This is a genomic window from Streptomyces sp. sk2.1, from assembly GCF_008120935.1.
GTDB lineage: Bacteria > Actinomycetota > Actinomycetes > Streptomycetales > Streptomycetaceae > Streptomyces.
In genome coordinates this window covers 2,018,814-2,033,813 of the sequence record NZ_RDBO01000077.1, presented here as the reverse complement: position 1 = coordinate 2,033,813, position 15,000 = coordinate 2,018,814, and the positions used below count along the sequence as shown (strand labels likewise).

At 74.5% G+C, this 15,000-nt stretch carries 10 protein-coding genes; 6 read left to right on the top strand and 4 right to left on the bottom strand.

Translation table 11 applies throughout. The annotated features are described in order from the left end of the window. Window positions 1-9: 9 nt before the first annotated feature. Genes EAO76_RS36190 through EAO76_RS36165 form a run of 6 tightly spaced genes read left to right on the top strand, consistent with a single transcriptional unit; the run spans window position 10 to window position 6,201 of the window. Window positions 10-813, top strand: coding sequence for a bifunctional 2-polyprenyl-6-hydroxyphenol methylase/3-demethylubiquinol 3-O-methyltransferase UbiG (locus EAO76_RS36190; protein ID WP_148840294.1), 804 nt, complete (start codon window positions 10-12; stop codon window positions 811-813). A gap of 43 nt (window positions 814-856) precedes the next feature. After that, entirely contained in the window at window positions 857-2,473 is a 1,617-nt protein-coding gene (locus EAO76_RS36185; protein ID WP_148840293.1) for an ABC transporter substrate-binding protein, read from the top strand. After that, on the top strand, window positions 2,470-3,423 hold the full coding sequence (locus EAO76_RS36180) for an ABC transporter permease (RefSeq protein WP_148840292.1): 954 nt from the start codon (window positions 2,470-2,472) through the stop codon (window positions 3,421-3,423). The genes EAO76_RS36185 and EAO76_RS36180 overlap by 4 nt, the downstream gene beginning before the upstream one ends. Further along, window positions 3,420-4,205, top strand: coding sequence for an ABC transporter permease subunit (locus EAO76_RS36175; protein ID WP_262375974.1), 786 nt, complete (start codon window positions 3,420-3,422; stop codon window positions 4,203-4,205). Before EAO76_RS36180 ends, EAO76_RS36175 begins: the two co-directional genes overlap by 4 nt. 5 nt (window positions 4,206-4,210) lie before the next feature. Then, on the top strand, window positions 4,211-5,770 hold the full coding sequence (locus EAO76_RS36170) for an ABC transporter ATP-binding protein (protein WP_262376056.1): 1,560 nt from the start codon (window positions 4,211-4,213) through the stop codon (window positions 5,768-5,770). Next, entirely contained in the window at window positions 5,767-6,201 is a 435-nt protein-coding gene (locus EAO76_RS36165; RefSeq protein ID WP_148840291.1) for a hypothetical protein, read from the top strand. The genes EAO76_RS36170 and EAO76_RS36165 overlap by 4 nt, the downstream gene beginning before the upstream one ends. A gap of 250 nt (window positions 6,202-6,451) precedes the next feature. Here EAO76_RS36165 and secD read toward each other — a convergent pair whose 3' ends face one another. The 4 genes from secD to EAO76_RS36145 all read right to left on the bottom strand — a co-directional run bounded on the left by secD (window position 6,452) and on the right by EAO76_RS36145 (window position 14,996). After that, the gene (gene secD, locus EAO76_RS36160) at window positions 6,452-8,854 is read right to left on the bottom strand and encodes a protein translocase subunit SecD (protein ID WP_148840290.1); all 2,403 of its coding nucleotides are present in this window, start codon (window positions 8,852-8,854) and stop codon (window positions 6,452-6,454) included. An 820-nt stretch (window positions 8,855-9,674) separates the two neighbouring features. Then, window positions 9,675-10,493 carry a rod shape-determining protein gene (locus tag EAO76_RS36155; protein ID WP_148840289.1) on the bottom strand — a complete coding sequence of 273 codons (819 nt, stop codon included), beginning with the start codon at window positions 10,491-10,493 and terminating at the stop codon, window positions 9,675-9,677. Window positions 10,494-10,713: 220 nt separating this feature from the next. Then, on the bottom strand, window positions 10,714-12,822 hold the full coding sequence (ligA, locus tag EAO76_RS36150) for an NAD-dependent DNA ligase LigA (RefSeq protein ID WP_148840288.1): 2,109 nt from the start codon (window positions 12,820-12,822) through the stop codon (window positions 10,714-10,716). Window positions 12,823-12,893: 71 nt separating this feature from the next. Further along, complete coding sequence (locus EAO76_RS36145; protein WP_148840287.1) at window positions 12,894-14,996, bottom strand: alkaline phosphatase family protein; 2,103 nt, start codon at window positions 14,994-14,996, stop codon at window positions 12,894-12,896. Between the last annotated feature and the right edge of the window lie 4 nt (window positions 14,997-15,000).

Sequence of the window (15,000 nt, the reverse complement as noted above, 5' to 3'; positions counted from 1 at the left end):
AGCACCCCCATGTCCACCGCCGCGAACCTGCTCACCGACAACCCGGCCCTGTACGAGGCGCGCTTCCCCGACCCCGGACGGATCTCCGGACGCTGGGCCGAGGACTGCCTGCGCCGGTACGGGGCGCCCGGCCCCCGCGTCCTGGACATCGGCTGCGGCACCGGCCGCGACGCCGCCCATCTGCACCGCGCCGGTCGCACGGTCACCGGCGCCGATCTGTCCGCCGCGATGCTGGCGTACGCCGGCGACCGCCACCCGGGCCCCGCGTACGTCCGGGCCGACCTGCACGGTTTCGATCTCGGGGCACGGGCCTTCGACGCCGTCGTCTGCCTGGACAGCGCCCTGTTGTACTGCCACACCAACGACCAGCTCGACGGGTTCCTGGCGTCCTGCCGCCGCGCGCTGGCGCCCGGTGGTCTGCTCGTCGCGGAGATGCGCAACGGCGCGTTCTTCCTGGGCCGCACGGAACTCCTCGACGCCCCGTCCGTCAACGGTTTCACCTGGCGGGGCACCGGCTACCGCTCCACCACCACCCTGTCCGTGGACAGGACCGCCCAGTTGCTGCGCCGCGTCCGGGTGTGGAGCGCCGACGACGGTTCCCCGCCGGTCGAGCAGCGCTCCGCGTGGCGCCTGCTCCTCCCCCAGGAACTGCGCCACCTGCTCGCGGTCCACGGCTTCGAGGCACTCGCCCTGCACGACGGGCCGGGACCGCGCACCGAGCCGCCGTGGCAGGAGGGCGACCCGCCCACCGAGACCACCGACGGCGACCGGCTGCACCTGGTCGCCCGCCTCGCCGCCACGGCCCGTGCCTGAACTCCGTACCCCGTCCGCCCGCACCGCAGCAAGGAACACCGCCATGAACGACATACCCCTGCCCGACGCCCCGGCGGGCGACGTCCCCGCCCCCGGCCCGCACCTGCCCGGTATCCGCCGCCGGGGCTTCCTCTTCGCCGCCACGGGCGTGGTCGGCCTCGGCGCCCTCGGCCTCACCGGCTGTTCCGGACCGGCCGCCGACCCCGCGAAGGCCGGCGGAAGGCCCCGGCGCGGCGGACGCCTGCGCGCCGCGTTCGCCGGCGGCGGGGCGAGCGAGACCCTCGACCCGCATCTCGCCAACCTCTTCGCGGACGTGGCCCGCGCCAAGGCCCTCTTCGACAAGCTCGCCGACCACGGCCCCGACCTCTCCGCCCGGCCGCGCCTCGCCACGCGGTGGGAGCCCAATGCCGGCCTGGACCGCTGGAAGGTCACACTGCGCGAGGCCGTCTTCCACGACGGCAGGCCGGTGACCGCCGCCGACGTCCTGTACAGCTACCGGCGCATCGCCGACCCGAAGCGGGCGTTCCGTGCCCGGGCGTCCCTGGAACCCATCGACCTCAAGGCCAGCCGAGCCCTGGACGAGCGGACCGTCGAGTTCGTCCTCAGGCGCCCCACCGCCGAGTTCCCCAACGTGCTCGCCGCCTTCGGCGCGTACGTCGTGCCCGAGGGCGAGCAGGACTTCGACCGCGAGCCGGTCGGCAGCGGACCGTTCCGCTTCGTCTCCTTCGCCCCCGGGAAGTCCGCCGTCCTCCGGCGCAACGAGGACTACTGGGACGGCGCCCCGTACCTGGACGAGCTGGAGTTCGTCGTCGCCAACGAGGAGTCCGCCCGCGTCAACGCCCTCCTCGGCGGCCAGATCGAGTACGCCCACGAGCTCGCCCCCACCACCGCCCGCGCCCACGAGGGCGGGGGCCGGATCGAGATCGTCCGGCTCCGCAACAGCGCCATGCAGTCCTTCGCGATGAAGACCGACCGCCCGCCCTTCGACGACAGGCGCGTACGGGAGGCGTTCTTCCTGATCGCCGACCGCGAGGAACTGGTGGACGGCGCCCTGTCCGGTGCCGGCGAGGTGGGCAACGACCTGTTCGGCCGGGGCTACGAGTACTACGCCGCGGACCTGCCCCAGCGGGAACAGGACCTCGACCGGGCCAGGGGGCTCCTCAGGCGGGCGGGCGCCGAGGGGTTGGAGGTCACCCTCGACACCTCGCCCGTGGCCGCCGGATTCACCGAGGCCGCCACCATCTTCCGGGACCAGGCCGCGAAGGCGGGTGTCACCATCACCGTCAGGACCGGCAGCAAGGACAGCTACTGGAAGGACGTCCTCGACTCCGGCACCCTCTGCTCCTACCGCTCCGGCGCCATGCCCATCGAGGCCCACATCTCCCAGCGTCTGCTCACCGGTTCCACCACCAACGCGACCAAGTGGCACCACGAGGACTTCGACGCCCTCTACCGGCAGGCGCAGTCCACCGAGGACAGGGCCGCCCGCACCGCCGTCTACCACCGCATGCAGCGGCGCCTGCACGCCGAGGGCGGTTTCCTGGTCTGGGGCTTCGCCGACTGGATCCTCGGCACCGCCCGCAACGTCCACGGCGTGGCGAAGGAGGCACCGGCCAACTCCCTCGACTGGGCGCGCTTCGACAAGGTGTGGCTCGCGTGAGCGGATCACGTCCCTGGATCGCCCGGCGGCTGCTGCTCGGTGCGGTGCAGACGGCGGCCGTCGTGCTGCTCGTCTTCGCCCTCACCGAGGCACTGCCGGGCGACGCCGCCGTCGCCCTCGCCGGCGACCAGCCCGATCCGGAACGCATCGCCGCCATCCGCGAAGCGATGGGCCTGGACCGGCCCGCGCACGAACGCCTGGCGGACTGGGTGTCCGGCCTGGCGCACGGGGACCTCGGCACGTCCCTGGCCTCCGGCCGTCCCATCGGCACGTACCTCGCCGACGGCTACGGACCGACGCTGCTGCTCGCCGCCCTGACGGTCGCTCTCCTCGTCCCGGTCGGTGTCGGCCTCGGTGTCCTCGCCGCCCGCCACGAGGGCCGGTTCGTGGACCGGCTGGTCAGCTCGGTGACGCTCGGCGCGTACGCCGTGCCCGAGTTCGCCCTCGGCGTGCTGCTGGTCACCGTCTTCGCGCTGCGTCTGGGCTGGGTCCCGCCGACCGCCGTCGGTTACGGCACCGACCTCCCGGCCCATCCCGCCGCCCTGGTGCTCCCCGTCCTCGTCCTGCTCTCCCGCCCGGTGTGTTCCCTCGCCCGGTTGGTGCGCGCCGGCATGATCGACGCGCTGGCCGCCCCGTACGCGGCGCACGCCCGCCGTTGCGGCGTCCCGGGCATCCGTGTCCGCTACGGACACGCCCTCCCCAACGCCATGGCGCCGGCCGCCCAGCAACTGGCCCGCACCGTCGACTGGCTGCTGTGCGGCGTCATCGTCGTGGAAGCGCTGTACGTGATCCCGGGCCTCGGCACCGTCCTGATGAACGCCGTCGCCGAACGGGACGTACCCGTGGTCCAGGGCCTCGCCGTCGTCTTCGGCGTCACCACCGTCGTGCTCAACCTCGGCGCCGACCTGGTCGCGCACCGCTTCGCCCCACGATCGGAGGTGGCGGCGTGAGGTCCCGTTCCGTGCTCGGCTCCGTCGTCGTGGGCGTCCCCCTCGCCCTGGCCCTCGCGGGACCGCTGTTCGTCGGCGCCCCCGGGCCCCGCGCCCCCTCGTTCGCGCTCGGCGGCGGGCACTGGCTCGGTACCGACTTCGTCGGCCGGGACGTCTGGCACCAGGTCCTGCTGGGCGGCCGCTCGGTGGTGCTGGTGGCACTGGCCGCGACCGCCGCGACCTATCTGGTCGCGTTCCCCGTCGGGGTCATCGGCGCCCTCACCCACCGCGCCTGGCTCGAAGAGCTGTTGATGCGGCCGTTGGACGTGCTGCTCGCCGTGCCGTCGCTGCTGATGATCCTGCTCGTCGCCGCCGTCCTCGCCCCGGGACCTGTCGGTCTCGCCCTGCTGGTGGCCCTCGTCAACATCCCGGACGCCGCCCGCATCGTCCGGGCCGCGGCGGCCGGGGCCGCGGCGCGCCCGGCGGTCGAGGCACTGCGGATGCAGGGCGAGACCTGGTGGCGTACGGCCGTCGGCTACGTCGGCCGGTCCATGGCCCGCACGCTCGCCGCCGACGCGGGTGTACGGCTGACCGGGGTGCTGTATCTCGTCGCCACCGCGGCGTTCCTCGGTGTGGGCGTCGAGCCGGACGCCGCCGACTGGGCGGTGATGGTGGACCGCAACCGCACCGGACTGTTCGTGCAGCCGTGGGCCGTGGTCGTGCCCGCCCTGCTCGTCGTCGCCCTGACCATGGGCACCAATCTGCTCGTGGACGCCGGGCTGGAGAAGAGGAAACGGACTTGAACGCCGTGAACGCGGTCGCGGAGATCAGGAACCTGCGCGTGGAGGTCGGCGGCCGGGCGATCGTCGACGGGGTCTCCCTCCGGGTGCTCCCCGGCAGGATCACGGCCGTCGTGGGCGCGTCCGGCAGCGGCAAGACGACCACGGGCCGCGCGCTGCTCGGCGAATACCCGGCCGGTGCCCGCGTGTCCGGCGACGTGCACGTGCCCGACGGGCCGATCGGGTACGTCCCCCAGCACCCCGGCGCCGTGCTCAATCCCGCGCGCCGCGTCGGCGCCCTGCTGCGGGACATCGCCCGTGCGCAGGTGCGGCACCTGCCGTACCGGGCCCGCCGGGCCGCCGTCCACGAGCGTGTGCTGCGGGCCCTGTCGTCGGTCCGGCTCCCCGACCCCGGGGCGATGCTGCGGCGCCACCCCCATCAGCTGTCGGGCGGGCAGCAGCAACGCGTCGTCCTCGCGCAGGCGCTGCTGCTCGGTGCCGAGGTGGTGGTGGCCGACGAACCGACCACGGGCCAGGACCCGCTGACGAAGCGGGGCATCGTCGAGCGGCTCGCCGCCGTGGCCCGGGAGGGGATCGCCGTCGTCCTGCTCAGCCACGACCTGGACGTCGTACGTACTCTCGCCGACGAGGTCGTGGTCATGCGCGACGGGCGCGTGGTGGAGTGCGGGCCGGCCGAGCGCCTGTGGCGCGCGCCGCGGCACCCCTGGACGGCCGAACTCCTGTCGTCCGGATCCGGCGCCGCCCGCATCGGGCCGGCGTCCGGGGGCGAGGTGGTCCTCCGAACCGGGCCCCTCACCGCCCGGCACGGCCGGACGGCGGTGCTCCGCGTGCCCGGACTCGCCCTCCGCGCCGGTGAATGCCTGGCCGTCGTCGGCCGCTCGGGCAGCGGAAAGACCACCCTGGCCCGCTGTCTGGCCGGCCTGCACCGGAACCACGACGCCGACATCCTCCTCGACGGCGTCCCGCTCCCGCGCAGCCTGCGGGACCGCACGCGTCGGCAACTCGCCGCCGTCCAGTACGTCTTCCAGGACGCCGGGGCCGCGTTCGACGAACACCGCCCGGTCCTCCGGCAGGTCGCCCGGACGGCGGTACGGCTGCGCGGGGCGGCCGAGCCGGACGCGCTGGCCGAGGCGCTCGCCGCTCTCACCGGCCTCGGTCTGGGCGAGGACCTCGTACGCCGCCGCCCCGGCGGGCTCTCCGGCGGCGAGCTCCAGCGCGCCGCGCTGGCCCGTGCCCTGCTGGCCCGGCCCCGGGTGCTGATCTGCGACGAGATCACCTCCGGCCTCGACACGGTCACCCGGCGGGACATCCTCGGCACGCTCGCCGGGCTGGTGCGCGACCGGGGGGAGCTGTCCCTGGTCCTGATCACCCACGACCCGGCCGTGGCCGCGTCGGCCACCCGGGTCGCCGTGCTGGAGGCGGGCGCCCTCGTCGAGGAGGGGCCCGTCCACCGGCTCTCCTCGGCTCCGCGGCACCCGTTCACCGCCCGGCTGATGGAAGAAGCCGCGGGGCAGGGCACCCACCTCGGCGATCACGGTCATGGGCGGGCGGGCATGATGCCCGGGTGAGCATCATCGTGGAGTTCTTCGTGGCGCCGGACGACGCGTCGGCGGCCCTGGTCCTTCCGACCGGGCCGCGACGCGCGTTCGAGTCGCTCTCCTTCGGCAACTTCGACCCCGAGGAGGCCGTGATCGAGTGGGAGTGCCTGCTCACCGGTGGAAGCTTCGAGGAGCTCGTCGAGGCCGACGGGCCCCGTGTCGTCGCCGGCCCGGACGACGGCGGGTGCGTCGTCCTCGCGCTCCCGCCCCGGCTGTCCGCCGCGCTCGCCGGGGCCGGACCGTCCGGGTTGCGGACCGTCGCCGCCGGGTGGGTCGCACGGCGCGCGGAGGACGGCGAGACCATCGACGTGGAGGTCGCCGAGGCGATCCTGGGTGATCTGGCCGACCTCGTCGGCGGCGCCCGGCGCCGGGGCCAGGGTGTCTACTGCTGGGTCGCGTAGGGGTCCGCGTTCGGGTTCCCGGATCGGCGGCGGGGCGGGATCGAGCGGTCCGCCGAGGGAACGGCCGGGACATGAACGTGCGGCTCGCCGCCGGGGCCCCTTTCTGCGGGCCCCGGCGGCGAGCAGGTACGTGTGCGTGTGCCCGGCCGGGGGACGACGGCCGGGCACACGCCCAACGGTGCCGGTCACCGGTCAGTCGGTGACCGGCACCTCCCGCCCGGTCCGGACCGGTCCGGACCGGGCGGAGGCCCTACACCCGTGCTCCGTTGTCCAGCGGGTCCCGGCGGGCCCGGCCCGTGCCGGACTTGCGGCCCGGCGACCGCTTCCGGGCGGGCGGCGGGGCCTTGCTGCTCCGCTCCAGGACGAGCGCGGCCGGTACGGCGGTCAGCACCGAGGAGTACGTACCGACGCAGATGCCGATCAGCAGGGCGAGCGCGAAGTCCGCGAGGGAGTCGCCGCCGAGGACCGCGAGCGCGACGAGGATGAAGAGCGCGCCCATTCCGGTGTTGACCGTTCTGGGGACGGTCTGGAGGATCGCCCGGTCGGCGATCGTGGCGACGGGCACCCGCCGGGCCTTCGCCCACAGCTCCCGGACCCGGTCGAAGACCACCACCGAGTCGTTGACGGAGTACCCGATCACGGTGAGGAGCGCGGCCAGGAAGATCCCGTCGACGGTGCGGCCGAGCCAGGCGAAGGCGCCGACCAGGATGATGACGTCGTGGACGAGCGCCACCACCGAGCCCACCGCGAACGTCCAGCGGAACCGGACCGCCAGGTACGCCAGTTGCACCAGGACGGCGATGCCGAGCGCGATCAGGGCGTTGCGCCGCAGTTCGTCGCCGAGGCTGGGGCCGATGAGTTCGTCGCGGACCTTGGTGGTCTCGCCGCCCTCCGCCGCGAGCGCGGAACGCAGGGCGTGTTCCTGGTCGTTGTCGATCTTTCCGGTCCGTACGGAGAGGTCGCCCGCGCCCGCCGTGGTGACCTCGGCGTCGCCGAAGCCCGCGTCGGCCAGGACGGTGCGGGCCCGCTCCACGTCGACGGGCTTGCTGGTCGAGTACTCGACGAGCCGGCCGCCGGTGAACTCGACGCCCAGGTTGACGCCGCGCACGACGATGCCGAGGACGGCGACGGCGACCAGCGCGGTGGAGACCAGCAGCCAGCGGCGCGGGTACCGCATCGGCCGGAAATCGCGGCGGCTCAGCCAGGTGCGCACCCGGCCGGGGGTGGCGATGCCGTTGACGCCCCGGTAGTCGTTGACGAAGCGGGAGCGCGCGGCGATCTCGGTGAGCGCGCGGGCGATGACGAGCGCGGAGAACATCGAGGCGATGACGCCGATGGCGAGCGTGACCCCGAAGCCCTTCACCGGTCCCGAGCCGAGGAAGAACAGCAGTCCGGCCGCGATCAGTGTCGTCACGTTGGAGTCCGCGACGGCGCTCCAGGCATTGCGGAACCCGGCGGTCAGCGAGGAGCGCAGGGTCCGGCCGGGATGTTGTGCGTGTTCCTCCCTGGCCCGTTCGAAGACCAGCACGTTGGCGTCGACCGCCATCCCGATGGCCAGGACGAATCCGGCGAGGCCGGGCAGGGTGAGGGTGACTCCGAGGCCGACCAGGGCCGCGTAGGAGATCAGCCCGTAGGCGGCGAGTGCGGCGGCCGCGAGCGCGCCGAAGAGCCGGTAGACGATGGTGATGAAGAGCGCGGTGGCCGCGGCTCCGATGAGGGCGGCGCGGGCGCTGGCGTCGATGGCGGCGGCACCGAGCGTCGGTCCCACGGTCCGCTGCTCGACGATCTCGACGGGCAGCGGCAGGGCGCCGCCCTTGATGAGCAGGGCCAGTTCCCTGGCCTCGTCCGCGCTGAAGGAGCCGGTGATCTGGGTGGATCCGGACGGCAGGCCGACCCCGCAGCCGACCGACGGGGAGACCTGCGGGGAGGAGATGATCCGCTCGTCGAGGACGATGGCGACACGGCGGCGGTCGTCCTGGGCCGGGTGGCAGGCGGCTTCGCCCGTCAGCTCGGTCCAGTCCCGGCCCGCCTTCTTGTGGAAGTCGAGGGACACGGTCCACCCGGCGCCCTGCTGGCCGTCGAACGCGGCGGTGGCGTCCTTGACGCCCGCGCCGGAGAGCCTGGACGGGCCGAGGGCGAGGGGGCGGCCCTGCTCGTCGGGAAGCGTCAGCCCGCCGTCGGACTTCTTCCCGTCCTGCGTGCTCTTGTCGCCGGGCTTCTTCCCGTCCTGCCCGTCCTTGTCGCCGGGCTTCTTCCCGTCCTGCGCGTCCTTGTCGCCGGGCTTCGGTTCGTCCGGGGTGCCCGGCCCCTGGACTGCGTGGAAGCTGAGCTGTGCGGTTTTCCCGATGACCTCGGCGGCCTTGCGCGGGTCCTGGACGTCGGGGAGTTCGACGATGATCCGGTCCTCGCCGGAGCGGGTCAGGGTGGGTTCGGTGACACCGAGCGAGTCGATGCGCCGGCGCAGTACTTCGAGGGTGTGCTCGGTGCTCTCCCGGTCCGCCTTCGCGGTGTCCGAGTCCTTGGCCTGGAGCACCATTCTGGTGCCGCCCTGAAGGTCGAGGCCGAGTCTGGGTGACATGGTCAGCGTGATGAACACGGAGACGAGCAGGACGGCCGCAGCCAGAACCGCTCGCACCGTGGTGGCGCGAGTCATGGGTTTCCTCCGAGGGGACGCCGCGCGTCCTCACCTCGGCGAGGACGGTACGGCGGTTGCGTGGAACGGGACCGGTGGCAGGACCGGTGGCCGGTGCACGGCCGTCCTCGGAGGTCCGCGCACGCCCGGAAGGGCGGCGCGGAAGCGGTCGACGGTGGGGGAAACGGTTTCGGGGGCCCGCGGGCGGGCCCGGTCGGGCGCGCGGACGGCGAAGGCGCCGGGCAGCGTGAAGTGGGAGCCCGGCGGCGGGAGATGGTGCGGGGGGCGGGCCTGGTCGGCGCCGGCCCCCCCGGCCCCGGGCCGGTCGTCGATGCGGGCCGGTGGTGGTCGGTCGCCGTGGCGGTGCGGCCCCGACGGGTGTCGGGGGCGGTGCCCGCGCGGGTGCGGCGGGTGTCGCCGACGATGCCCGTGCGGGTGGTCCGGTCGGTGTGCGGGGTGGGGCGGTGGCCGCCCGGCGAGTGCGCCTCGGAGGGCGGTGCCCCGGCGAACGGCCGGGCGGGGAACGTGGACGCGGGGGCGCCGCCGACCACGGCGAGGACGGCGAGGAGCAGGGCGACCAACGTCTGCCGGGCGGCCCGCACGGTGCCACCGGCCGGGGTGCCCGGCCGGGTGCGGCGCGTGTCGTCCGGGGTGCGGCGGCCGGTGCGCGGCCCGGCCGCCGCATCGTCGGTGCCGTCCGGGTGCGTCGGGTACGGGGACGGCGCCCCGGCGAACGGCCGTGCACGCCGTGCGCCGCGCGCGTCGTCCTGCGGCTGGGCGGCGGCGTGCGCCGGACGCGGCCCCGGGTGCGCGTTTCCCGGGGGCGGCCCCGGGAGGGGGGTCACCTCGGTCGGCCGGGCAGGGCGGGTACCGCGCCCGCGTGGCGGAGCACGGAGCTGAGGACCATTCCCGCGCCCCGTACGACCGTGGTCGCCGGGTCGTCGGCGGGGCGCACCGGCACCCCGAGGCGGGCCGCTATCGCGTCGGTGACGTCGCGCCGGGCCGCGCCGCCGCCGGTGAGCAACGGGCCCCTGCGCAGGGCGCCCAGGACGGCACCGTGCCGGTCCTGCTTCCACATCTCCGTGACCATGTCCAGGACGGTGCGGACGACGGGGGCGGCGGGCTGGGACGGGGCGAGGTCGCTCAGACCCGATTCGGCCTGGCGGGCGTCACGGACCCGGCCGTCGACGAGCAGGGTCGCCTCGGTGAGCTCGGCGCCGATGTCGACGACGAGCAGCGGGCCTCCGTCCCCCGGTCCGGCGTACGCGGCGGCGGCCCGCGCGCTGTCCAGCGCGATGACGCCCACCGGTCCGAGCGCGGCGACCAGTTCCTTCGCCGCGGCTCGGTGCCCGGCCCCGGCCAGGACGGGATGGCTGAGGACGATCACGGCGCCCGTGCGGTCCTCGCCCAGGGCCATGTCGGCGATGCGGCCGAGCATCCGGCCGCAGGACTCGAAGTCGACGATGCGGCCGCGCCGGACCGGGTGGCCGTGCCCGGCGCCGGTGCCGAAATCGCTGCGGGCGTCGGTGATGACACCGTGCCCGGGCATCCAGGCCCGGGTACGGGAACTGCCGAGATCGATGGCGAGGCCGCGGGTGACGCCCCGGTACTCGGAGCGGGCCGGCCGATCGGGCCGGCGTCCGTAGTGCAGAGAACGCATCGTCCCTCCTCCGGCCTGTCACCACAGCCGTTCACCCACCCATGGACCCGCTGATAGCGAGGCATGGCCGAGCCCTCACTATGCAATAGGGAGGCAAAGAAAGCCACTCCCGGGCAAAATCAAAGGGTTCGGGCAGCACGGCCCCGGTGCGGCGCACCACTCCCCCGCCGTGTGCCGCACCACGCCCCCGCCGTGCGGCACACCGGGTCCCCGCCGTGCGTCACACCTCCGACGGCAGGAATCCGGCGAGCAGTTCGGCGAACTCGTCCGGCGCGGCGATCCGGATGCCGAGGTCCTCGGCCTTGGTGCGCTTGGACCCGGCCTTCTCCCCGGCGACCAGGAGCGTGGTGCGCTTGGAGACGCTGGACGAGGACTTGCCGCCCGCCCGCTCGATCAGCTCGTTCATCTCGTTGCGGGAGAGCTTCTCCAGCGCGCCGGTCATGGCCCCGGTGACCACCACGGTCATGCCGTCCAGCGGCAGGCCGCCCGCCCCGTCCGCGGCGGCGTCCGCCGTCCGTTCGCCCTCCTCGCCGGGCGCGGGCGGGGGCGTCGCGCCGGGTTCCGTCATGTTGACCCCGGCGGCCACCAGCTTCTCGATCAGCGGGGCCAGCTCCACCAGCTCGGCGACGACACCGGTGGCCTTCTCCTTGCCGATCCCGTCGACCCGCTGGAGCTCCTCCTCGTCCGCGGTCCTGATCCGGTCCATGTCCGCGAAGTACCGGGCGATCCGCCGGGACATGGAGCGGCCGGTGCCGCGTACGCCCAGCGCGCAGAAGACCCGGGAGAGCGGCTGGGTCCGGGCCGTCTCGATGGCGGCCAGGAGGTTGTCGGTGCTGGTCTCGCCCATCCGCTCCAGGCCGAGCAGCTGGTCGCGTTCGAGGGTGAAGAGGTCGGCGAAGTCGGTCACCAGACCGGCGTCGACGAGCTGGACGACACGGGTCGCGCCGAGGCCCTCGATGTCGAGCTGGTCGCGGCCCGCCGCGTACGAGACGGAGGCGACCAGGCGGCAGCTGCGGCCCCGCACACAGCGCCAGCGCTGCTCGCTGGTGTCGATCTCGGAGCCGCACTGCGGGCAGGCCTCGGGGAACTCGATGGGCTTCTCGTCGCCGGTCCGCAGGTGGGCGACCGGCGCCTCGATCCGGGGGATGATGTCGCCCGCCTTGTAGACCATCACCCGGTCGCCCAGGCGCAGGTCGCGGCGGGTGATGTCGGCGGGGTTGTGCAGCGTGGCGTAGCTGACGGTCGAGCCGTCGATCTCGACCGGCTCCAGCACGGCGCGCGGGGCGATGATGCCGGTCCGGCCCACGTTCCACTCGACGCCGAGGAGCCGGGTGACCTTCTCGACGGCGGGCAGCTTGTACGCGATGGCCCAGCGCGGCGCCCGGGTCCCGGAACCGGCCTCGCGCTGGTCGGCGGCGAGATCGGCCTTGATCACGATGCCGTCGATGCCGAACGGCAACGAGGCGCGCAGGGCGGCGACTTCCTCGACCCGGCTCTGCACCTCCTCGACGGTGGTCACCGTGCGCGGGGCCACGTCCGTGTCCGCGGCGGTGTGCACGCCGAGCCCGGCGACGTACGCCAGGACCTCGCTGTGCGGGAGTTCGGCGAGGGTGTCGGTCAGCTCGCCGGAGTCGGGCAGCGGCAGGGCCCCGTAGGCGAAGAACGTCATCTCCACCGTGTACGCCCGGTCCTTGGCGCGCAGGGTGCCCGCCGCGCCGTTCCTCGGATTGGCGAAGGGGGCGCCGCCGTGCTCGGTGCGCACGGTGTTGGCCCGGTCGAACTGCTCGTTCGTCATGAGGATCTCGCCACGCATCTCGATCGTCACCGGCTCGGCGAGCTCTCCGGGGAGGCCGACCACGGTGCCGATCGCGTGCGACACGTCCTCGCCCGCGGTGCCGTCGCCCCGGGTGATCAGCTGCTCCAGGCGGCCCGCCCGGTAGCGCGCCGCGACGGCCAGTCCGTCGAGCTTCGGCTCCACGCTCCAGGCGGCGACGGGGCGGCCTATCCGGCGCTCCAGCGACGCCGTCCACGTGACGAACTGCTCGGCCGAGAAGACGTTGTCCAGGGACAGCATCGGCACCGTGTGCGGCACGTCCCCGGTCGCGGCGCCGCCCGCCACCTTGCCGGTCGGCGAGTTCGCCAGCACCTCCTGCGGGTGCTCCTGCTCGTACCCGGCGATCCCCCGCACCAGCCGGTCGTAGGCGTCGTCGTCGAGCGTGCTCTCGCCGGTGGCGTAGTACGCGGCGGCGGCCTGCGCGGCCTCTTCGACCGCGGCGGCGTAGGCGGCGGCATCGGCGAGCACAACAGCTGAGTTCGTCATGGCCCCCATCCTGCCGTCCACCACTGACAACGCCGTCCCGCGGCCCGGCGGCCGGGGGCGGCGAGCGGTCTTCGCGGCCGTCAGCCGGCCGCCCCGATCGTGCCGTCGGCCCCGTCCGCCCCGCTCTCCGTGCCCGGTCGCCCGATCGGGACCTGCGGCCCGGAGCACTCCCGCAGCCAGCGCCGCAGCACCTCGTGCACCTGCTCGGCCCCCACCAGTTCCGCGCCCGTCGCGACCGGGGCGGACAGATCCGCGGGCCACAGCAGGAAGGGCCGGGACTGCGAGCCGCCCAGTCCGCCGTGCGAGCCGATCTGTTCCTCGAAGGCGTGCACCCGCCCCGTGGCGTCGTCGTACATCGAGTTGACCATGATGTCGGCGACGTGCGGGAAGGTGTCGGTGCGGCGCACCGCGTCCGCCGCGCCGGGGCCGAACGGCGCCAGCGGCCCCTTCCCGTCCTCCAGTTCCGCCACCGGGATCTCCTCCCCGCCCCGGCCCAGCACCACCGATCCGTGGCGCTCGCTGCGCACCAGCAGGAAACCGATGCCCGGGTGGTTGGCGAGGGTGCCCAGCAGGGCGGGCCGTTCCCGGTCGAGCCGCTCGCGCGAGGCCCGCCCCTCGATGTCGGGGAAGGAGACGAGTCCGAGGTTGCCGGAGGCGAGGACGACCGGGTCGGACGGTTTCGTGCGGTGCTCCGCCTCGCCCTCCTCGACGGGCCGCCGGTGCAGGGCGATCCGTACCGCGTCGCGGGCCTCCGAGCCGCTGCGGGTGCGCTGCGCCCGGCGGGAGACGGGCAGCCCGCAGCCCGCCCGCACCAGGTCCTTGAGCGTCAGCCCGTACGCCCCGGCGAAGGTCTCCCCGGGGCTCTGTCCGTGGTCGGAGAGGAGCACGATCCGGTAGGTGCGCGGGGTGTGCTCGGCGACCTTGGCGATCAGGGCGAGCGAGCGGTCCAGCCGGGCGAGGACCTTGTCCGCGTCGCGGCTGTCGGGGCCGGAGTGGTGCGCCACCTCGTCGTAGGCGACCAGGTCGGCGTAGACGGCGGTGCGTCCGGCGAACATGTCGCCGATGACGGCGGAGACCACCACGTCGCGTTCGACGACGGTCGCGAAGGCCCGGATGAAGGGGTAGAGCCCGCCGCGCTTGATCCGGGGGGTGTCCTTCCGGATCCGGGCGGCGATCGACTGCCCGATCTCGCGGCAGACCTCGGCGACGAAGGACAGCGCGGTGCGGACGGCGTTGGCCGGATCGGAGAAGTAGGCGAAGTACCCGGCCCTGGAGCGGCGGCCCTTGCCGCGCCGGGCCGCCATGGACAGGACCAGGGCCAGTTGTTCGGCGCCGCCGCTGAAGAGGTTGCCGCGGCTGGCCCCGTCCACCGTGAGCAGCCCGCCGTCGCGGGTGCGCGCGATGGCCCTGCGCTGGAGTTCGAGGGCGCTCGCGGGTCTGCTGGAGACCATGACGTCGCCGGTCTCCTTCTCGTACCAGCGGAAGGCGGGGACGTCGTGGTTGCTGCCGTGCAGGATGCCGAGCTGGCTGGCCCCGGTCTGGCTGGACCAGTCGGTGCGCCACGGGGTGAGCCGGTGCCCCTCCTCGTCCGCCAGCCAGCCCGCGACGGTCGGCATCAGGCCCTGGCCGGCGGCGCGGGCGAGCGCGTCGTGGCCGACGCCGTCGAGCTGGATGAAGACGGTGCCCGGGGGGCCGCTGCGTCCGGCGTCCGTGCCGCTGCGCCGGCGGCGGCGGTCGGCGAGCCGGGAGAGCCGGCGCCGGTAGGCGTTGTCGTCGCGGACGGCGAGCGCGGTGGAGGTCGCCGAGGCGACGGCGGACATCACGGCCGCGACGACGACCGCCGTCTCGGGTGCCACCGCTCCGCGCCCGTCCGGGATGAGCCGCAGGGCGAGCAGCAGCAGCGAGCCGTTCAGGAAGAAGACGAGCAGCCCGAGGACGAGCGCGGGCACGATGAGCAGCGCCCGGACCAGGACCGGCCAGACCAGGGCGGAGAGCAGACCGAACGCGCCGGCGCCCCAGGCCGCGGTGAACGCGATCTTGGTGATGCTGTCGTGGTCGTCCGACTGGAGCTGGAAGTCCGGCAGGATCCAGGCGAGCGCCAGCATCGTGAACGTCGACACCGCCCACACCAGCACCACCCGCAACAGGGCGCTGCCGACCGTTCGCCATCGCCCGTCACCCACGCCG

Excerpts from the sequence above, each read along its gene's own strand:
- EAO76_RS36185 (WP_148840293.1), top strand. The coding sequence starts at position 857 with ATGAACGACATACCCCTGCCCGACGCCCCGGCGGGCGACGTCCCCGCC.
- EAO76_RS36190 (WP_148840294.1), top strand. The coding sequence starts at position 10 with ATGTCCACCGCCGCGAACCTGCTCACCGACAACCCGGCCCTGTACGAG.
- EAO76_RS36155 (WP_148840289.1), bottom strand. The coding sequence starts at position 10,493 with ATGCGTTCTCTGCACTACGGACGCCGGCCCGATCGGCCGGCCCGCTCC.
- ligA (WP_148840288.1), bottom strand. The coding sequence starts at position 12,822 with ATGGGGGCCATGACGAACTCAGCTGTTGTGCTCGCCGATGCCGCCGCC.
- secD (WP_148840290.1), bottom strand. The coding sequence starts at position 8,854 with ATGACTCGCGCCACCACGGTGCGAGCGGTTCTGGCTGCGGCCGTCCTG.